This window comes from Streptomyces sp. CA-251247, from assembly GCF_050952975.1.
GTDB lineage: Bacteria > Actinomycetota > Actinomycetes > Streptomycetales > Streptomycetaceae > Streptomyces > Streptomyces achmelvichensis.
The window spans coordinates 7,505,228-7,524,907 of record NZ_CP191861.1 but is presented as its reverse complement, the minus strand read 5'-3'; the positions used below and the strand labels follow the sequence as shown (position 1 = coordinate 7,524,907).

Sequence of the window (19,680 nt, the reverse complement as noted above, 5' to 3'; positions counted from 1 at the left end):
CTCCGGGTCGCCGGCCGGAAGCGCCCGGCCCGCCGGTCACAGCACCCGTCGGCGGCGCCCCAGCCAGGTCTGCGCGATGATCACCACGACCAGGAACGCCCCGCCGGCCACCTGCTGGTACGCCGAGTCGAGCGAGCCGATCTGGTTGATGATGTTCTGGATCACCTTCAGCAGCAGCACACCCACCAGTGAGCCGCTGACGAAGCCCATGCCTCCGGACAGCAGCGTCCCGCCGATCACGACCGCGGCGATCGCGTCCAGTTCCATGCCGATGCCGAGAATGGTCACGCCGGAGGTGAGCCAGGCCGCGTTGAGAACACCCGCCAGCCCCGCCAGCACGCCGGACAGCGAATAGACGATGATCTTCGTACGGGCGACGGGCGTGCCCATCAGCGCCGCCGCGTCCTCGTTGCCCCCGACGGCGTAGACGTGCTGACCGAAGCGGCTGCGGCGCAGGGCGACCGCCCCGATCACGAAGAGCACGACGGTGATCCACACGGGCGTCCCGATGCCCAGCACCTTGCCCTGGCCGAGCTGCGCGAAGAAGGCGTCCTTGTCGACGAGATAGGTCGTTCCGCCCTCGTCGGTGATGTTCAGCATCACTCCGCGGGCGGCGAGCATCGTCGCCAGCGTCACGATGAACGGCGCGAGCCGCGCCTTCGCGATGAGCAGCCCGTTGACGAGGCCGACGAGACCGCAGACGGTGAGCGGGAGCAGGATCGCGACGACGGTCCCGTACTGCGATCCCCAGGCGGCCAGCACTCCTCCGAGCACGAAGACCGAGCCGACCGACAGATCGATGCCGCCGGTGATGATGACGAAGGTCATTCCGAGCGCCACGACGGCCAGGAAGGCGGAGGAGACCGCCATGTTCTCCACGTTGTCGCCGGTGGCGAAGGAGTCGAAGGAGAACGAGGCGACGGCGGCGAGCACGACGAGCGCCACCAGCGCGCCGTGCTGCTGGGCGAGGGCGCTGAGCCGCTCGCCGCGGCGGCTTCCCGGCGAGTCCTGGTCCGTCGTCGTCGCGAGGGGGGCGGGTTGCTCCTTCATGACGGTCACCGCTTTCCCCTTTCCCGTGCCGCGTAGACGGCGAGGACGATCACCGCGCCCTGGGCGATCTGCGTCCAGGACGGTGGCAGATCGTGCTTGATGAGAGTCGCCGTGAGCAGCTGGATCAGCACCGCTCCGGCGACCGTTCCGGCGATCCGCACCCGGCCGCCCGACAGGGGAGTGCCGCCGACCACCACGGCGGTGATGGCGGACAGTTCCATGAGGTTGCCGAGCGAGGTCGGGTCGCTGGCCTGGAGCCGGGCGGTCGCGAGGAAGCCGGCGACCGCCGCGAGCATGCCGCAGCAGATGTACACGAGGACGAGCACCCGGCGTACGGGGAGGCCGGCGAGCTGGGCCGCGGGGCGGCTGTCGCCGATCGCCAGCAACTGCCGCCCGAAGGTGGAGCGGCGGACGGTGAATCCGACGACGAGGGCCAGCGCGACGGCGATGAGCACGACGTACGGGATGCCCACGATGTCGCCCGAGCCCAAAGAGGCCATACCGGGGTTGCGCACGTCCTTCAGCTGCGGGAGCAGGACGAGTGCGAGACCGCGTACACCGACCATCAGGGCCAGCGTGGCCACGATGGGCTGGACCCCGACGTACGCGATGAGCGAGCCGTTGAGGAGACCGACGGCCGCTCCTCCGACGAGGACCACGAGCAGGGCGAGCCAGGGACCGTAGCCTAGGTAGAGCGCCAGCAGCGATGTCGACAGAGCCATCACGGACCCGACCGACAGATCGACACCCTCGGTCCCGATGGCGAGGGCCATCCCGAGGGCGACGATGAGGATCGGGGAGACCTGGACGGCCTGGGTGCGGAAGTTCTCGGCGGACAGGAAGTTGTCGGTGAAGGCGATGTTGAACACCAGCAGCACGACCAGACCGCCGTAGACGCCGTACTCCTGAAGCCGGCGCAGCAGTACGGCGCGGTCCGCCGGGACCGCCTTGCGCAGCACCACGTCAGCCATGCGTGACCGCCTCCTCCTCGGCCGCCGCGGCGATCGCCTGCATCAGCCGGTCCTCGGTGACGTCGTCCCCGGACAGTTCGCCGACGACGGCGCCGTCCCTGAGCACCACAACCCGGTCGGAGCCCTCGATCAGCTCCTCGACATCGGAGGAGATGAGCAGGACCCCCAGGCCGTCCTCGGCGAGTTCGTCGATGAGTTTCTGGACCTCGGCCTTGGCGCCGATGTCGATTCCGCGGGTGGGTTCGTCGAGCAGCAGCACCTTGGGATGCATGGCGAGCCAGCGCGCCAGGAGCACCTTCTGCTGGTTGCCGCCGGAGAGTTCGCCGACCTTCTGGTGCGGTCCCGAGGCCTTGATGCGCAGCCGCTTCATGAAGGTGTCCACGACGGCGTCGATGCGTGTGTCGGAGACGAGACCGAAGCGGGACAGACGCGGCAGCGCCGCGAGGGCGATGTTCTCCCTGACCGACAGGCCGGGCACGATGCCTTCGGCCTTGCGGTCCTCGGGGAGCAGGCTGATGCCCGCCCGGATCGCGGCGGGTGTCGAACCGGTGCGCAGCGCGGTGCCGGCCACCGTGATCCGGCCCGAACCGAGCGGCAGCGCCCCGGCGATGGCCTTCGCCGTCTCGCTGCGGCCCGAGCCGAGGAGTCCGCCGAGGCCGAGCACCTCGCCGGGGCGTATGCGCAGGGAGATGTCGTGGAGCTGGTGGCGCCGGGTGAGGCCCTCGGCGAACAGGACGGGTTCCTGCCCGGTGTCGTGGGCGCCGGAGAACTTGGTGACACCCTCCGCGCGAACCTCGCCGAGCGGCCGGCCCAGCATCAGGGAGACGAGGGTGAGACGGTCGGTCTCGGCGAGAGGTCCGGTGTGGACGACCCGCCCGTCGCGCAGGACGGTGACCGTGTCGCAGACCGCGTACAGCTCCTCCAGGCGGTGACTGACGTAGACGACCGCGATGCCCCGGTCGCGCAGTCTGCGGATGACGCCGAAGAGGGTCTCGACCTCCCGTGGCTCCAGTGAGGAGGTCGGCTCGTCCATGATGACCACGCGTGCGTCGACCGAGACGGCCCGGGCGAGCGCGACCATCTGCTGTGCTCCGACGCCGAGTTCGCGCAGGGGCCTGCGGACGTCGACCTGTACGCCGTACTCACGGAGGGTCCGGTCGGCCTCGCGGTGCATGCGCCCGAAGTCGATCAGGCCGAACCGGGTGCGGGGCTCGCGGCCGAGACAGAGGTTGCGGGCCACACTCATCAGCGGGATGAGGTTGACCTCCTGGTAGATGGTCGAGATGCCCGCGTGCTGGGCGGCCAGCGGTGTCGCGAAGGACACCGGTTCGCCCTGGTGGACGAGGTGGCCCTGGTCGGGGTGGTGGACGCCGGTGAGGACCTTGATGAGGGTGGACTTGCCGGCGCCGTTCTCCCCGACGAGTGCGTGCACCTCCCCCGCGCGGGCCGCGAAGGTCACGTCGTCGAGTGCCACGACGCCGGGGAAGCGCTTGGTCAGGCCCCGGACCTCCAGCACGCCCCGGGCCCGGTCGGCGGCCGGCTCGACCAGGGGTTCCTGTCGGGCCCCGGTCCGGGGTTCCTTCCGTGCCTCGGTCTGGTGCACGGTTTCGCCCCGGGCTCCCTGCCCGGTCCCGTCCCGGGAGTCCTCGGCGGTCACGTTCAGTACGCCTTGCCGAGGTCGCCCTTGGCATTGCCCTGGGTGTACTCGCTGTCCTGGATCACGATGTTCTCGCCGACCTCTTCACCCTTGGTGAAGCTGTCGAGGGTCTGGAAGGCCAGCGGGCCGAAGCGGGGGTTGGACTCGACGACACCGTGGATCCAGCCGTCGACGATGCCCTGGACGGCGTTGCGTGTTCCGTCGATGGTGACGATCTTGACGGCTCCGGCCTTCTTCCCCGCGCCCTTGAGGGCGTTGACCGCGCCGAGGCCCATCTCGTCGTTCTCGGCGTAGATCCCGGTGATGCCGGGCTTGGACTGGATGAGCTGTTCGGTGACCGACTGGCCCTTCTCGCGGGCGAATTCACCGGTCTGCTCGAAGACGACCTTCAGGTCCGGGGCCTTCTGGGCTATCCGGTCCTTGAAGCCCTTGGTGCGTTCGGTGGTGACGTTGTTGCCGGGGGCGCCGAGGAGGATGGCTATCTCACCCTTGCCGCCGGTGGCGTCGATCATCTGGTCCGCGGCGCGCTTGCCCTGCTCGGTGAAGTCGGAGCCGATGAAGCTGATGTAGTCCTTGCAGGGCTCGGCGTTGATCTTGCGGTCGATGGTGACGATCGGGATCTTCTTGGCGCTCGCCTGCTGGAGCACGGGCCCCCAGCCGTCGGAGTTGAGCGGGGCGATGACCAGCAGGTCGGCACCCTTGGCGATCAGATCCTGGACGTCGCTGATCTGCTTGGAGAACTGCGACTGGGCATTGGCCGTGAGGAGTTCGACGGATCGTTGCCCGGCCTCGGCCTTGATGGACGCCGTCTCCGCGATGCGGAACGGATTGGCTTCCTTCTCGGACTGCGAGAAGCCGACCGTGGCGCCCTTGAGGTCGATCTTCTTGCCGCCGTAGGCGTCGATGCCGCACTTCTCGCCGGTGCCGTTCTCGGCGACCTTCTGGCCGCTGTCCTGCGTGGCGCCGGAGGCGGAACCCTTGCTGTCGGCGGGGTCGTCCTCGGACTTGGCGCAGCCCGTGGACAGCGCGAGGGTGGCGACGAGACCGACGGAGAGAAGGCTCTTGGTGATCGTGAGGCGGGCGTGCGGCTTCATGGGACTCCCCATCTCAAGGCGCCGAGGGCCGGGTGGTGGACCACATCCGGGATGGTTTTACATCGTTGGAAGGGCGCTGTAAACACCTCGCGCAGCAACTGGTGTCCGACGCGGCCGCACAGAAGACCGCGCAGGCCACGGAGTTGACGAGGCGTCAGACAGCGGTGCGACCCAGCGTGCTCTCGCGTTCCACCAGGGTGAACCCCGGCTGGAGTTCGCGCGGGGTCCGCGTCACGGCGCCGTCCTGGTCCCGGTCGAGCCGGCTCGCCAGGGACTCGACAGCAAGGCGCGCGATCGCCTGCTTGTCCGGCGCGATCGTGGTCAACGACACTGCTCCGAAACGGGATTCGGTCACATCGTCGAAGCCGACGACGGCGATGTCCTCGGGCACCCGCAGCCCGCGTTCGTACATCACCCGCATCGCCCCCACGGCGACCAGGTCGTTGTACGCGAAGACCGCGTCCGGCACCACCCCCGAGTCGAGCAGCTGCGCCATGGCGACGGCGCCGTCCTCGCGGCCCCAGCCCCGGCTGTGCACCACCAGCGCCTCGTCGATCGGCACCCCCTGGGCGGCCAGCTCCGCCTGCCAGCCGAGATGACGCAGGTGAGCGGGCTGATGGACACGGTCCTGGCGGGCGCCGAGGAAGGCGATACGACGGCGCCCGAGGTCGAGCAGATGGCGCACGGCGGCCCGCGCCGCGGCGATGTTGTCGATGGCGATGTGGTCGTACGGCAGGTCGTAGCGCCGCTCGCCGAGCAGCACCATGGGGATGTCGTCCGCCCGCGCGGCGAGGTCCTCCGTCTCCAGTTCGAGAGGGCTCAGGATCAGCCCGTCGATCACCCGGGACCTGAAGCCCTGGCAGACGAGGATCTCCTGCTCCCGACTGCCCCCGGTGTGATCGAGGAGCACCGTGTAGTCGTGTTCCGCTGCCGCGTCGATGACCGCTCCGGCGAGTTCGGCGAAGTACGGGTTGCCCAGCTCGGGGACGGCCAGCGCGATGATGCCCGTACGGCCTTTGCGCAGGTGGCGGGCGGTGAGGTTGGGGCGATAACCGAGTTCGTCGATGGCCTGCTGCACCCGGGTGCGCATGGCCGGTGTGACGTGCGGATAGTTGTTCACGACGTTCGAGACGGTCTTGATCGACACACCGGCCCGCTCGGCGACGTCCTTGAGGCTCACCCTCACCCGACACTCCCATCCCGCTTGTCATGCACCTGGACAGGGCGCAGGAGGCGTGCTGTCATGCCAACTGCCCTTGTTTCCAACGTTATACAAGATGGTGGGGACAACCGGCAGAGCCAGCACCCGCTTCTCCGTTTCCCGGAGGTTCCGTGCGATCACTCTCCCCTCGTCCATGGCGCAGCCTGCACGGCTGGGCCGTCGCCCTCCTCTCCGTACTCGCCCTTCTGCTCACCACGACCGGTCCGGCCGTCGCTCAGAACGAGGCCGCGGAGCCCGCGGCCGCACACGGTCTGAAAGGCGACTACTTCCTCCAGTCCGCCCCCGGCGCCTTCGACTTCGGCACCCTGAAGACCACGGCCGTCGATCCGTCGCTGGACTTCAACGACCTCGAACCACGACTGCGCGCCCGCACCGGCCAGGCCGACGACGCCAGCGTCCGCTGGACCGGCCGGATCACACCGGAGAAGACCGGCGATCATGTCTTCTCGATCACCGGTGACAACGGATTCCGGCTCTGGATCGACGGCTCGCTCGTCATCGACCACTGGGTCGACGACTGGGACCGCGAGCAGAACTCCCGGCCCGTCGCGCTGGACGCCGGCCGCGCCTACGACATCAAGGTGGAGTACTTCGAGCACTTCGGCGGCTCCAACCTCCACCTGCGCTGGACGCCTCCGGGGGATGAGAAGAAGGCCGTGCCCCAGTCCGCGTTCACCCTGCCCGACGGCTTCGACTACGACGGCCCGACCGCGGTGGCCGTCGAGAAGACCGGCCGCGCCCTCACCCTCGACTTCGCCGAGCCCCTCGCCGCTCCCCCGGCCGGTCTCGACGAGCATCTGGACATCGAGATCGGCGGCACCGAGTGGCCGCGGGGTGCGGCCCGGCTCGACGCGGCCGACCCGAAGCGGCTGATCGTGCCGCTGGACGAGCCGGTGGTCGGCGGTCACGGCGGGTCCGCCGATGTCCGCTACGACGGCCAGGGTGGCCTCACCCGCGCGGACGGCAAGGCGGTCACCGCGTTCTGGACGAGCGGTCCGATCAACTCGACGTACCGCTTGAGAACGCCGTGGGCTGCGCAGGTGGGGCCGGACAACGCGCTTCCCGAGTACCCGCGACCGCGGATGACCCGCAAGGACTGGCAGAACCTCAACGGCCGGTGGCAGTTCGCGGGCGCGGAGGCCGGTGAGCTGCCGCCGTTCGGGAAGCAGCTGCGCGAACGCATCCTGGTGCCGTACCCGGTGGAGTCCCAGCTCTCGGGCATCCAGCGGCACGAGGACCGCATGTGGTACCGCCGCACCTTCACCGTGCCGCACACCTGGCAGGTCGGTGACGGCAAGCGTCTGCAGCTCAACTTCGACGCGGTCGACTGGCAGACCACCGTGTACGTCAACGGCAAGAAGCTCGCCGACCACAAGGGCGGCTACGACCGCTTCAGCGTGGATGTCACCGACGCGCTCAAGGGGCGTGGTCCGCAGGAGCTGATCGTCGGCGTCTACGACCCGACGGACGCGGCGGGCGGCGAGAACCCGCCGATGGGCAAGCAGCGGCTCGACCCGAGCGGCATCTTCTACACCTCCTCCTCGGGCATCTGGCAGACCGTGTGGATGGAGCCGGTCGCCGCCGACCGCGCGACGGACGTGAAGACCACACCCGATGTGACGGGCGAGAAGGTCGCCGTCGAGGTACGCGGCACCAGGGCCGGCGTACCGGTCACCGCGGTCGCCTACGACGGCCGCCGCGAAGTGGGCAGGGCCCGGGGCACCACCGGAAAGCCGCTCACCGTCCCGGTGCCCGACCCGCACCTGTGGTCGCCGGACGATCCGCATCTGTACCGGCTCGAGGTGTCCGTCGGCAGGGACCGCGTCGGCAGCTACTTCGGCATGCGCAGCGTCGAGGTCAAGACCGTCGACGGCAAACAGCGCACCCTGCTCAACGGCAAGCCCGTCTACTCCATGGCCACCCTCGACCAGGGCTTCTGGCCGGACGGCCTGCACACCGCGCCGACGGACCAGGCGCTCGCGTACGACCTGAAGATGCACAAGGCGATGGGCTACAACTCGGTCCGCAAGCACATCAAGGTCGAACCCGACCGCTGGTTCTACTGGGCCGACAAGCTGGGTCTGCTGGTGTGGCAGGACATGCCGTCCATGCCGAGGACCCCGCAGGGGGCCGCCCGTACCCAGTTCGAGCTGGAACTGAAGCGGATGATCGAGCAGCACGACAGCCATCCCTCGGTGATCATGTGGGTCACGTTCAACGAGGGCTGGGGCCAGTACGACCAGGCCAGGATCGCCGACTACGCCAAGTCGCTCGATCCGACCCGGCTCGTCAACAACATGAGCGGGGTCAACTGCTGCGGCGCGGTCGACGGCGGCAACGGGGACATCGCCGACTCGCACGGCTATCCCAGCGCGCTGCTGCCCGCTCCCGACGGAAAACGGGCCCTGGTCAGCGGCGAATACGGCGGTCTCGGCCTCGCCGTGCCGGGACACTCCTTCCCGGTCCAGCACACCTATGTCGGTGTCGAGAAGGACCAGTACACCGACGTGTACATCGACCGGCTGAACGAGGTCGGCCAACTCGCCGCGTGCAAGGGCGGCAACGGCGCGGTCTACACCCAGATCACCGATGTGGAGGGCGAGTTGAACGGTCTGATCACCTACGACCGCAAGGTGGTCAAGTCCGATGTCGGCCGCCTCAAGGCGGCGCACGAGGCGCTGATCAAGGGCGCCGAGAACGGCACGCTCACCTGCACCAACCCCTGATCCGAGCGGTCCGCCCACCTCTCCTGACGAGGTGGGCGGACCGCCCGGCCCCATCCTTCGGCACCGGGCCGCACGGCCGCTCCCCGATGCTCACCGGCCCGCACGGCCGCCATCCCTCGACACCCCACCGGCAGGAGCACTCTCATGCCCCTCGACCGACGCCACTTCCTGCGGGCAGGCGCTCTGACCGCCGGCGCCACCGCGCTCTCCGGACCTCTCGCCATCGGCGCCGCGGCCGCCCCGTACACCGCCGGGCCCACGCCCGACGCCTTCCACCGGCTTCCGCCCGGCAGCATCCGGGCGCGCGGATGGCTCGCCGAGCAGTTACGACTCCAGCTCCACGGGCTCGCCGGCCGGCTCGACGAGCGATCCCATTTCCTCGACTTCGACACCAGCGGCTGGGTTCACCCGGAGCGGGGCGGCTGGGAAGAGGTCCCGTACTGGCTCCGCGGCTACGTACCCCTCGCCGTCGCCACCGGGGACCGGGCGGCCCTGGCCAAGGCCCGCCGATGGATCGACGCCGTCCTCGCCACCCAGCAGAGCGACGGCTTCTTCGGTCCGCGCGCGCTGCGCACCGCACTGAACGGCGGTCCCGACTTCTGGCCCTTCCTTCCCCTGCTCATGGCGCTGCGGACGTGGGAGGAGCACACGCACGACGCCCGCGTCGTCCCGTTCCTGACCCGCTTCCTGCGCTACATGAACATCCAGGGTCCCGGCGCCTTCAACACCAGCTGGATCTCCTACCGCTGGGGCGACGGTCTCGACATCGCGCTGTGGCTCTACCGCCGTACGAACGAGGCCTTCCTGATCGACCTCGCCGCGAAGATGCACACCCACGGCGCGAACTGGACCGACACGGTCCCGACACCGCACAACGTCAACATCGCCCAGGGGTTCCGGGAGCCGGCCCAGTACGCGCAGTTCACCGGTGATCCGGCTCTGACCCGGGCCGCCTACCGCACCTACGAGCGAGTTCTCGGCGAGTACGGCCGGTTCCCCGGCGGCGGCATCGCCGGCGACGAGAACCACCGGCCCGGCTTCGGCGATCCCCGCCAGGGGTTCGAGACCTGCGGCATCGTGGAGTTCATGGCGAGCCATGAGCTGCTCACCCGCATCACCGGAGACCCCGTGTGGGCCGACCGTTGCGAGGACCTGGCGTTCAATCTGCTGCCCGCCTCGCTCGACCCGCAGGGCACCGGCGTCCACTACATCACGAGCGCCAACAGCGTCGACCTCGACAACGCGCGCAAGACGCAGGGCCAGTTCCAGAACGGCTTCGCCATGCTGTCGTTCCAGCCGGGCATCGACCAGTACCGCTGCTGCCCGCACAACTACGGCATGGGCTGGCCGTATTTCGCCGAGGAACTGTGGCTGGCCACACCCGACAAGGGCCTGGCGGCCGCGATGTACGCGCCGTGCGAGGTACGCGCGGTGGTGGCCGACGGCACCACCGTGACCGTCGCCGAGACCACCGACTACCCCTTCGGCGAGACCGTCACCCTGACCCTGGCCGTCCCGGAGCGGGCGTCCTTCCCGATCCGCCTGCGCATCCCCGGCTGGTGCCGCAACCCCGTCCTGCGGGTGAACGGCCGAGTGGTCGGTGCCCCGGCCGGGCCCGCGTTCGCGGAGATCCGGCGCACCTGGTCGGACGGCGACGTGGTGACACTGCGCCTCCCCCAGCGGACGGCGGTGCGGACGTGGTCAGCCGATCATGGTGCGGTGAGTGTCAGCCACGGACCGCTGACCTACTCCCTGCGGATCGGCGAGGAGTATGTGCGCTACGCGGGGACCGACAGCTTCCCCGAGTACGAGGTGCACGCCACCACACCCTGGAACTACGGCCTGGACACGACCGTTTCACCGGTCTTCCACCGCTCGGGGCGCCCGCTCGCGGCCAACCCCTTCACCCACGCCACCAGTCCGGTCAGCATCACGGCACGCGCCCGCCGGATCGAGGAATGGATCGCCGACGACGAACATGTCGTCGCACCGCTCCAGCGGAGCCCGGCACGCTCCACCGCACCCGCCGAGACGGTCACGCTCGTCCCGATGGGCGCCGCGAGACTGCGCATCACGTCCTTCCCCACCACGGCGGCGGACGGTCATGCGTGGAGCCCCGAACCGCCGTTCCGGCGCGTCGTCAACCAGCACAGCGGCAAGGTCCTCGCGGTCGACGGCATGTCCACCGAGAACAGTGCGCGGGTGGTCCAGTTCGCCAACACCGGCACCGGCGACCACGCGTGGCAGCTCGTCGACCGGGGCGACGGCTGGTTCCTCGTACGCAACGGCCACAGCGGAAAGGTCCTCGGCGTGGACGGGATGTCGACGGCCGACAGTGCCACGGTCGTCCAGTACGAGGACAACGGCACCGCGGACCACCTGTGGACCCTGGTGGACAACGGAGACGGGTGGTACCGCATCCGCAACCGCCACAGCGGCAAGGTGCTGGGCGTCGACCGGATGTCGACGGCCGACAGCGCGCAGGTGGTGCAGTTCGCCGACAACGGGACGGCGGACCACCTGTGGAGGTTCGTCTGACCCCGCGCGGGGCCGACGGCGAGGCGCTCGAACCGGCCGCCGGGTTCGAGCGCACGGCCGAGTTCGCCACCAAAACCGTGACGTCGGGGGTCGTCGGACGTTGACCACGTCATGAAGAAGCGAAGCATGGCCGCTGTTGCCTCCCTTGTCACCGGTGTCGTGGCATCCCTGCTCACCCCGTCGCCCCAGGCCCACGCCGACACGCAGGAAGGCCCGTTGGGCCTCCCGGTCTCCGCCCCGATCGTCGCGGACGGTTCGCTCGACGGCGCCGAGGACCTGCTCGCGAACGAGTGACGGGCTCCGCGCCGCAACGCGCGGAGCAAGAGGGGTGGAGCCCCGCATAGAGGCGGATATCCCCTCACGGGTCGGGCGCCGGTGCCGCGGAATGCTCTTACTGGCTGGTAGAGATCTATGCGACGCAGCTCACACCCCTCTACCGTCGGGGCACCGCTCCGGGACCACCACAGGCCGGTGAGCCGCCGACCGGGACCGGGCGACAGGTTTTCTCCCGCCCCAGGAGGTTCCATGCCCCCCACCCCCCGCCGCTCCCGACGCAAACTCCCGATCGTGGCACTCGCCGCGACCCTGGGAGCGGTCACTCTCGGCGCCCCCTCGCCCGCCTCGGGTGCCGCTCTCGACGGGGAATACCTCGTCGGCCGCGGCATCTCCGACGTCACCGGCGAGGCCGCCGAGACCGGGATGATGGGCTATTCGAGTTTCGACCAGAAGACGTCCGGCATCCATCAGCGGCAGCGGTCCCGCGCGTTCGTCGTCGTGGACCGGGCGAGCGGCAAACGCGTCGTGTATGTCAACGCCGATCTCGCGATGATCTTCCAGTCCGTGCAACAGGGCGTCATAGCCCGCCTCAAGGAGCGCTACGGGAGCCTGTACGGCGACGAGAACGTGCTCCTCTCGGCCACCCACACGCACTCCGGACCCGGCGGCTACTCCCACCACGTCGCGTACAACCTCTCCGTCCTCGGCTTCCAGAGCGGCACCTACCGGGCCATCGTCGACGGCATCGTCGATTCGGTCGCCAAGGCGCACGACGATCTGAAGCCGGGCACGATCAGTCTGGGCACCGGCACCCTCACCAATGCCAGTGTGAACCGCTCCCGTACCGCTTTCGACCGCAACCCCGCCTCCGACCGGGCCGCCTTCCCCGGCGGCATCGACCCGGCCATGACCGTGCTGCGCTTCCGGCAGGGCGACAAGGACGCGGGCGCGATCAGCTGGTTCGCCACCCACAACACGTCGATCACCAACAAGAACACGCTCATCAGCCCGGACAACAAGGGGTACGCCGCCTACACCTGGGAGCACGACCACGAGGGCGTCCGCTACCTCGACAACTCCCCGGGGTTCGTCGCCGCGTTCCCCAACACGAACGCCGGCGACATGTCGCCGAACCTCAATCTGAAGCCCGGCTCGGGGCCCACCGAGGACGAGTTCGAGAACACCCGCATTCTGGGTGAGCGCCAGTTCGACAAGGCCAGCGAGGTCTACCGGAACGCCAAGCCGGTCACCGGCGGTGTCGACTCGCGGCTGACCTACGTCGACATGGAGAACGTCGCCGTGAGCGGCGCCTACACCCCGGACCAGCAGGAGCACCGCACCTGCCCGGCCGTCGTCGGGGCGTCCACGCTCGCCGGCAGTGTCGAGGACGGTCCGGCGATCCCCGGCTTCACCGAGGGCATGCGGACCCCGGTCGCCGCCATCATCGACGCGCTGCACATCGACACGCCGTCGTGGCTCGCGACCTGCCAGTACCCGAAGGCGAGTCTGGTCCCGACCGGACTGCTGAGCAACGTCCACCCGGTCACACCGAAGATCCTGCCGCTGCAGATCATGAAGATCGGCGAGCTCTACCTCGTCGCGGGCCCGGGCGAGTTCACCATCACGTCCGGTCTGCGCGTCCGCCGCACCGTCGCCGCGCAGCTCGGTGTACCGCTCGACCGAGTTCTGCTTCAGGGGTACGCCAACGCCTACAGCCAGTACGTGACGACGCCGGAGGAGTACGACGCCCAGCAGTACGAGGGCGGCTCCACGTTGTACGGGCGCTACACCCTGCCCGCCTACCAGCAGGAGTTCGCCCGGGTCGCGGCGTCCCTGCGCGCGGGCACCCCGCTGGACCGCGGCACGGCGCCGCCGGACGAGTCGGCCCGGCAGTTCAACTTCCAGACGGGCGTCGTGTACGACAACCCGCCGCCGAACAGCTCGTTCGGGTCGGTCCTCACCGCGCCTGCCGCGTCGTACACCCGGGGTCAGACGGTGACCGTCGACTTCGCCACCGGGCATCCGAAGAACAACCTGCGGCGGGGCGGCACCTTCCTGGAGGTGCAGCGGCTCGTCAACGGGCAGTGGGTGCGCACCCTGGACGACGGCGACTGGGAGACGAAGTACCGCTGGACGCGGATCAACGGTCTGACCGGCACGTCGAAGGCCACGATCACCTGGTCCATCGGTGCGGGCGCCGCGCCCGGCACGTACCGCATCGTGCACTTCGGCGACTCGAAGAACCTGCTCGGCAAAATCACACCCTTCACCGGGGTGTCGCCCACCTTCACGGTGGGCTGACGTCCTGAGCGGGGCGGTGTACTGACGCCTCGAACCGGGCGGTGTGCGGGCCGTGCATGTGAGCGGCCCGCACACCGGCACCGTCCGGTCACTGCTCCCGCATGCCCCACGGCGAGCCGTACTCCGTCAGCAGATCGAGGAAGGGCCTGGCCGGCAGCGCCTCGGGGCCGAGGATCCCGCTGCCCGACCAGGTACCGGACGCGAGCAGTTCGAGGGCGACCACGGGGTTGATCGCGGTCTGCCACACGACCGCCTGTGAGCCGTACTCCCGCATGGACCACTGGTTGTCGACCACGTGGTACAGGTAGACCTCGCGCGGGCGGCCGTCCTTGGTGCCCTTGATCCAGGTGCCGGCGCAGGTCTTGCCGTGCATCCGCTCCCCCAGCGTCGCCGGGTCGGGCAGACACGCGGCGACCACGTCCCGCGGGGAGACCTGAACGGTCCCCGATCCGTCCGCCGCGGGCACCGGCACGGGGTCGGTCCGGTCGAGACCCACCAGGTGCAGCGTCTGCAGGGTTCGGATGAAGTCCTCACCGAGGCCGTACTTGAAGGTGACGCGGCGCGCCTCGACCCAGCGCGGCACCAGCAGCACCTCTTCGTGCTCGACGTTCACACACTCCACCGGACCGATGCCCTCGGGGAAGTCGAAGACCTCGGGCTCGCTGAAGGGGGCGGTGGTGAACCAGCCACGGTCGGCCTCCCAGACGACCGGCGGGTTGAGGCACTCCTCGATGGTCGTCCAGATGCTGAACGACGGGGCGAAGTCGTAGCCGTCGACGGTGAGGTTGGCTCCGTCGCGGATGCCGATCTCCTCGATCTCGTCGAAGAGTTCGTCGGCGGCGTGCCGGGCGAACACATCGGACAGGCCGGGCTCGACGCCGATGCCGACCAGGGCGAGGGCGCCCGCCTTCTCCCAGTCCTCGGCGCGCTCGAACTGGCTGTCGCCGAGCTTGACCCCGCACAGCTCGTGCGGGCGCTCCGGGTGCGGGCGGGACAGGGACATGGCCATGTCCAGGTAGTTCGCCCCGGCGGAGAGGGCCGCCTGGAAGAGCGGCATGACGAAACGCGGATCGGTGGCGTTGAGCAGCACGTCGCAGTTCTCGCGCCGGAGCAGGGCGGCGACGGCGGCCTCGTCGCTCGCGTCGATCCGCTCGGCACTGAAGCGGTGGTCGGGTGCGAGGGCCGCGACGGCGGACTCGGCCCGCGCGAGGTCGTAGTCGGCGACGACCATGTGGTCGAAGAAGGAGCGGCGGGCCGCGATCCGGGTGATGGCGGTACCGACCCCGCCGGCCCCCACGAGCAGTACACGCATGGCAGATCTCCGTTTCCAGGCACAGCCTGCACGGCGCTGCTTCAGATTGCGGCGCCTGTCTTCATTCGATCCAACGCGTGCGCCACTATTCACGTCAATGGTGTTGGCATAAGGTCGACACGCCAGGACGCGGCCGTTTCGTGAGCCGTGGCCGGCTCGTGGCGAAGGAGCGCGCTGTGGCCAAGCCCGTCGTGCCGGAAGAGGCCCGGCGACGGCGCCGTCCGACGAAGAACGGCGCGGTGCTGTCCGAGCAGGTGATCATCGAGACGGCGCTGCGCATGCTGCGGGAGCACGGCAGCGCGGGGCTCACCGTCCGCCGCCTGGGGACCGCACTCGGCGCGGATCCGAGCACGCTGTACCGGTACTTCCGCGGCATCGACGATCTGACCCTGGCCATCGGGGACGTACTCGTGGGGCGGGCCGTTGCGGGCTGGAAAGCCACCGGGGACTGGCGCTCGGACCTGCGGGACCTGGGGCTGCGGATCCACGCCGCGTATCTCGGACATCCGCAGGCCGCGGTGCTGACCGCGAGCCGGGTCAGCGGCAGGGCCCACGAGGTGGCGGCCGACGAGACGATCCTGGGGGTGCTGCGGACGGCCGGTTTCCCGGACGCCGGGGCCGTGCGGATCTATCACGCGTTCATCGACCAGGCCCTGGCGTTCTCGGCACTCGACGCGGCCTCACTGGCGCTGCCGGCGGCCGCCCGGGAATCGGACGAGGAGGTCTGGCAGGCGACATATGCGCGGCTGCCCGCCGCCACGCATCCCCATATCGCTGCCACCGCGCACCTGCTCGTCGCCCGGATGAACGACAGCGCCTACCCCGCCGCCCTGGAGATGCTGCTCGACAGCGCGGCGGCCCAGCTGGGTCGTGCCGGATTCCCGGGCTCCTGATGCGCACGCAGTGAACACGCAAGGGGATACGGCGTGCCCGGTCCCGGCCGTGCGCGGCCGGGGCCAAAGACGCCGGCGCTCCTCGACGCCCTGCGCAGGTGCCGGCTCAGTGCCCGTGCCCGCCGGTCCCACCAGTGCCGGCGTGACCGTCCGTCTCGGCCGGTGAGGGTTCCTGTGGTGCGGTGCCCCCGTCCGCCCCGGCCTCGACCGTGAAGGCCGCGGTACGGACGATGCCGTCGTGCCGGAAGTCGAGGAAGAGGCGGTAGGTGCCCGAGCTGGGAGCGGTGGCGGTGAACGAGATGCCCGGTCCGGGCCGGGTCCTGCCGTCGCCGGGCTCGCCGTTCGGGTGGACGTGGAGATAGGCGAGGTCTCCGGAGCGCAGGGCGACGAGGTGGCCGTAGGCGCCGAGGTAGGGCTGGAGGTCGGTGACCGGCCGGCCGTCCCGTGCGACGTTCAGGGTGAGCCGGCCGGCCTTGCCGGGCCGGAGGGTGCCGCCCAGGGTGACGGTGTAGCCGTCGACGGTCGCCGTGCGCGAAGGCCCCGGCATCTCCGCGGCCTTGAAGGGACCGGCGACCGGCAGATCGGCGCCGAGGGTGAGGTTCTTCGCGCCCTTCACACCGGGGGTGAAGTCGGCGAACACACGGTAGGAGCCCGCGGCGGGGAGGGTGACCGGGGTGGACCACGTGCCGTCGGCGGCCCGCGACGGGTGCAGGTGCTGGTAGGTGGCCAGGTCGCGTGAGGCGAGGATCAGGTGCAGTTCCTTGTCGTGCTCCCGCTGGAAGGCGGTGACCTGACGGCCCTGCCGGTCGCGGATGGCGAAGCGGAGTTGTTCCTTCTCCCCGGCACGCACGCCTGCCGTCTTCAGGTCGAGGGTGTAGCCCGCTTCGGAGATCTGGAGTCCTCCCGCCGCGGTGCCGGCCGAGCCGCCGCCGGGGTCCGGGGAGGCGTCCCCACTGTGGCGGGAGTGAGCGGCGGGCTCGGGTTCGGCGGTGAGGGGACCGACGGCGTTGCCGAGGCCGTAGGCGGCTCCGAAGGAGGCCACGAGGGCGGCGCCGAACCCAGCGATCTTCGCGACGGTATTCATGACGGTCCTTCCTGCGGGGAGCCCCCGGCTGGGGCTGCCACCGCCGAGCGTATACCCCTTGGGGGTATATGCAAGCGATCGGGGAACCGTTTGCCAAAAATACCGGGCGGGGGTATACCTGGAGACCTTCAGGGTACCCCCTAGGGGTATCAGGTCGCACCTTCAGGAGGAGTCCATGTCCCGCCGCCGGGCCACTCGACGCCCCTGCCGGACAGGCCCGCGGGCCCGGCGCCCCGCCCTGTGCACCCATCAGTCCGAGGAGCAGTGATGACTACCACGGTCACCGAAACCGCCGAGGTCGAACTCGCCATCGGCGGGATGACCTGCGCCTCGTGCGCGGCCCGTATCGAGAAGAAGCTCAACCGCATGGACGGTGTCCGGGCCACGGTCAACTACGCCACCGAGAAGGCCAAGGTCGTCTACGACAGCGACCTGGACGTCACCGATCTGATCGCCACCGTCGAGGCCACCGGATACACGGCCACCGAGCCGGCTCCGCCACGCACCACGCCCGTGACCGGTGACGACGGCGGCGCGCCGGCGGAACCCGACGAGCTGCGGACACTGCGGCAGCGACTGGTCACCGCCGTCGTGCTCGCTGTGCCGGTCATCGCGATGGCGATGATCCCCGCACTGCAGATCGAGTACTGGCAGTGGCTCTCCCTCACCCTCGCCGCCCCCGTCGTCACCTACGCCGCCTGGCCCTTCCACCGGGCAGCGTTCACCAATGCCCGGCACGGCGCGGCCACCATGGACACGCTGATCTCGGTCGGCACCTCAGCCGCGTTCCTGTGGTCCCTGTGGGCCCTGTTCTTCGGCACCGCCGGCACACCGGGGATGACCCACCCCTTCGAACTCACCATCGGCCGCAGCGACGGCGCCGGGAACATCTACCTCGAAGCGGCGGCGGGCGTCACGGCGTTCATCCTCGCCGGCCGCTATTTCGAGGCGCGTTCCAAGCGCACGGCAGGTGCCGCCCTGAAGGCGCTGATGGAACTGGGGGCGAAGGATGTCACCGTGCTGCGTGGCGGCCGGGAGGAGACCGTCCCCATCTCCGAGCTGGCGGTCGGCGACCGTTTCCTCGTCCGGCCCGGCGAGAAGATCGCCACGGACGGCACGGTCGTCGAGGGCTCCTCGGCGATCGACGCGTCGATGCTCACCGGCGAGTCCGTCCCCGTGGATGTCTCCGCCGGCGACACCGTCACCGGCGCCACGCTGAACACCTCGGGCCGTCTCGTCGTGCAGGCCACCCGCGTCGGCGCCGACACCCAACTGGCGAGAATGGCCCGGTTGGTGGAGGACGCCCAGAACGGCAAGGCAGCCGCCCAACGCCTCGCCGACAAGATCTCGGCGGTGTTCGTCCCCGTGGTGATCGCCCTCGCGCTCGGCACGCTCGGGTTCTGGCTCGGCAACGGCGCGGGGCTGACCGCCGCGTTCACCGCTGCCGTCGCCGTACTGATCATCGCCTGCCCCTGCGCCCTGGGGCTGGCCACACCGACCGCGCTCATGGTCGGCACCGGCCGCGGCGCGCAGCTCGGCATCCTCATCAAGGGCCCCGAGGTCCTGGAGACGACCCGCACCGTCGACACCGTCGTCCTCGACAAGACGGGCACGGTGACCACCGGCACGATGACGCTGCTCGACGTCCACGTCGCCGAGGGCGTGGACGAGACCGAGGTGCTGCGACTGGCCGGCGCACTCGAGCACGCCTCCGAACACCCCGTCGCCCGCGCCGTGGCGGCCGGAGCGGCCGGTCGGGTCGGCGCCCTGCCGGTGCCGGAGGACTTCGCGAACATCCCCGGGCTGGGCGTCCAGGGCATCGTGGAGGGCCACGCGGTCCTGGTCGGCCGCGAGAAGCTGCTGCGCCAGTGGGCGATCGAGCTGCCCGCACAACTCGCCCGCGCCACCCGCGACGCCGAGAGCGCCGGGCGGACGGTGATCGCGGTCGCCTGGGACGGGGAGGCACGCGCGGTCCTCGAAGTCGCCGACGCGGTCAAGGACACCAGCGCCGAAGCCGTACGACGGCTGCGCGGTCTCGGGCTGACGCCGATCCTGCTCACCGGCGACAACGCCGCAGTCGCCCGTGCCGTCGCGGCCGAGGTCGGCATCGACGAGGTGATCGCCGACGTCATGCCCGAGGACAAGGCCGACGTCGTCAAGAAGCTTCAGGCCGAGGGCCGTTCCGTGGCCATGGTCGGCGACGGCGTCAACGACGCCGCCGCCCTCGCCCAGGCCGATCTCGGACTCGCGATGGGCACCGGTACCGACGCCGCCATCGAAGCGGGCGACCTCACCCTCGTACGAGGTGACCTGCGGGCCGCGGCGGACGCGATCCGGCTGTCCCGCAAGACACTCGGCACCATCAGGTCCAACCTGTTCTGGGCCTTCGCCTACAACGTCGGGGCCCTGCCGCTCGCGGCCGCGGGGCTGCTCAACCCGATGATCGCGGGCGCGGCGATGGCGTTCTCCTCCGTCTTCGTCGTCGGCAACAGCCTGCGGCTGCGCAGCTTCCGGGCCACCGTGTGATGACGGCCGGCGAGGAATCGCCGTCGTACC

Annotated in this window: 13 protein-coding genes; 6 read left to right on the top strand and 7 right to left on the bottom strand. The window is 70.1% G+C overall.

The genetic code is table 11. The features are described from left to right. Nucleotides 1–36: 36 nt before the first annotated feature. From ACQPWZ_RS33540 to ACQPWZ_RS33520, 5 genes are all read right to left on the bottom strand, one after another. Nucleotides 37–1,059, bottom strand: a complete 1,023-nt coding sequence (locus tag ACQPWZ_RS33540) for an ABC transporter permease (protein WP_405574907.1) — start codon at nucleotides 1,057–1,059, stop codon at nucleotides 37–39. Next, nucleotides 1,056–2,021, bottom strand: coding sequence for an ABC transporter permease (locus tag ACQPWZ_RS33535; RefSeq protein ID WP_433573302.1), 966 nt, complete (start codon nucleotides 2,019–2,021; stop codon nucleotides 1,056–1,058). Before ACQPWZ_RS33535 ends, ACQPWZ_RS33540 begins: the two co-directional genes overlap by 4 nt. Beyond that, complete coding sequence (locus ACQPWZ_RS33530) at nucleotides 2,014–3,537, bottom strand: sugar ABC transporter ATP-binding protein (RefSeq protein ID WP_433573912.1); 1,524 nt, start codon at nucleotides 3,535–3,537, stop codon at nucleotides 2,014–2,016. Before ACQPWZ_RS33530 ends, ACQPWZ_RS33535 begins: the two co-directional genes overlap by 8 nt. A gap of 143 nt (nucleotides 3,538–3,680) precedes the next feature. Beyond that, on the bottom strand, nucleotides 3,681–4,772 hold the full coding sequence (locus ACQPWZ_RS33525) for an ABC transporter substrate-binding protein (protein ID WP_433573301.1): 1,092 nt from the start codon (nucleotides 4,770–4,772) through the stop codon (nucleotides 3,681–3,683). A 154-nt stretch (nucleotides 4,773–4,926) separates the two neighbouring features. After that, nucleotides 4,927–5,958 (bottom strand): LacI family DNA-binding transcriptional regulator, encoded by a 1,032-nt coding sequence (locus ACQPWZ_RS33520; RefSeq protein ID WP_433573300.1) that lies wholly within the window; start codon nucleotides 5,956–5,958, stop codon nucleotides 4,927–4,929. Between the two features lie 23 nt (nucleotides 5,959–5,981). Here ACQPWZ_RS33520 and ACQPWZ_RS33515 point away from each other — a divergent pair, with 23 nt between their 5' ends. The 4 genes from ACQPWZ_RS33515 to ACQPWZ_RS33500 all read left to right on the top strand — a co-directional run bounded on the left by ACQPWZ_RS33515 (nucleotide 5,982) and on the right by ACQPWZ_RS33500 (nucleotide 13,835). Next, nucleotides 5,982–8,720 (top strand): PA14 domain-containing protein, encoded by a 2,739-nt coding sequence (locus ACQPWZ_RS33515; protein WP_433573299.1) that lies wholly within the window; start codon nucleotides 5,982–5,984, stop codon nucleotides 8,718–8,720. 144 nt (nucleotides 8,721–8,864) lie between these two features. After that, nucleotides 8,865–11,258, top strand: a complete 2,394-nt coding sequence (locus tag ACQPWZ_RS33510) for an RICIN domain-containing protein (protein ID WP_433573298.1) — start codon at nucleotides 8,865–8,867, stop codon at nucleotides 11,256–11,258. Between the two features lie 126 nt (nucleotides 11,259–11,384). Continuing rightward, entirely contained in the window at nucleotides 11,385–11,552 is a 168-nt protein-coding gene (locus ACQPWZ_RS33505; RefSeq protein ID WP_356699912.1) for a hypothetical protein, read from the top strand. A gap of 231 nt (nucleotides 11,553–11,783) precedes the next feature. Beyond that, nucleotides 11,784–13,835, top strand: coding sequence for a neutral/alkaline ceramidase (locus ACQPWZ_RS33500; protein WP_433573297.1), 2,052 nt, complete (start codon nucleotides 11,784–11,786; stop codon nucleotides 13,833–13,835). Nucleotides 13,836–13,923: 88 nt separating this feature from the next. On the opposite strand, the gene ACQPWZ_RS33495 is transcribed toward ACQPWZ_RS33500, so the two are convergent. Next, nucleotides 13,924–15,147, bottom strand: a complete 1,224-nt coding sequence (locus tag ACQPWZ_RS33495) for a saccharopine dehydrogenase family protein (RefSeq protein ID WP_433573296.1) — start codon at nucleotides 15,145–15,147, stop codon at nucleotides 13,924–13,926. Between the two features lie 176 nt (nucleotides 15,148–15,323). Here ACQPWZ_RS33495 and ACQPWZ_RS33490 point away from each other — a divergent pair, with 176 nt between their 5' ends. Continuing rightward, nucleotides 15,324–16,040, top strand: a complete 717-nt coding sequence (locus ACQPWZ_RS33490) for a TetR/AcrR family transcriptional regulator (protein ID WP_433573295.1) — start codon at nucleotides 15,324–15,326, stop codon at nucleotides 16,038–16,040. A 106-nt stretch (nucleotides 16,041–16,146) separates the two neighbouring features. Here ACQPWZ_RS33490 and ACQPWZ_RS33485 read toward each other — a convergent pair whose 3' ends face one another. Continuing rightward, entirely contained in the window at nucleotides 16,147–17,124 is a 978-nt protein-coding gene (locus tag ACQPWZ_RS33485; protein WP_433573294.1) for a hypothetical protein, read from the bottom strand. A 267-nt stretch (nucleotides 17,125–17,391) separates the two neighbouring features. Here ACQPWZ_RS33485 and ACQPWZ_RS33480 point away from each other — a divergent pair, with 267 nt between their 5' ends. Continuing rightward, nucleotides 17,392–19,650 carry a heavy metal translocating P-type ATPase gene (locus tag ACQPWZ_RS33480; RefSeq protein ID WP_340477156.1) on the top strand — a complete coding sequence of 753 codons (2,259 nt, stop codon included), beginning with the start codon at nucleotides 17,392–17,394 and terminating at the stop codon, nucleotides 19,648–19,650. Nucleotides 19,651–19,680: the final 30 nt, after the last annotated feature.

Excerpts from the sequence above, each read along its gene's own strand:
- ACQPWZ_RS33535 (WP_433573302.1), bottom strand. The coding sequence starts at position 2,021 with ATGGCTGACGTGGTGCTGCGCAAGGCGGTCCCGGCGGACCGCGCCGTA.
- ACQPWZ_RS33495 (WP_433573296.1), bottom strand. The coding sequence starts at position 15,147 with ATGCGTGTACTGCTCGTGGGGGCCGGCGGGGTCGGTACCGCCATCACC.
- ACQPWZ_RS33485 (WP_433573294.1), bottom strand. The coding sequence starts at position 17,124 with ATGAATACCGTCGCGAAGATCGCTGGGTTCGGCGCCGCCCTCGTGGCC.
- ACQPWZ_RS33525 (WP_433573301.1), bottom strand. The coding sequence starts at position 4,772 with ATGAAGCCGCACGCCCGCCTCACGATCACCAAGAGCCTTCTCTCCGTC.
- ACQPWZ_RS33510 (WP_433573298.1), top strand. The coding sequence starts at position 8,865 with ATGCCCCTCGACCGACGCCACTTCCTGCGGGCAGGCGCTCTGACCGCC.
- ACQPWZ_RS33505 (WP_356699912.1), top strand. The coding sequence starts at position 11,385 with ATGGCCGCTGTTGCCTCCCTTGTCACCGGTGTCGTGGCATCCCTGCTC.
- ACQPWZ_RS33515 (WP_433573299.1), top strand. The coding sequence starts at position 5,982 with ATGCACCTGGACAGGGCGCAGGAGGCGTGCTGTCATGCCAACTGCCCT.
- ACQPWZ_RS33500 (WP_433573297.1), top strand. The coding sequence starts at position 11,784 with ATGCCCCCCACCCCCCGCCGCTCCCGACGCAAACTCCCGATCGTGGCA.
- ACQPWZ_RS33480 (WP_340477156.1), top strand. The coding sequence starts at position 17,392 with ATGACTACCACGGTCACCGAAACCGCCGAGGTCGAACTCGCCATCGGC.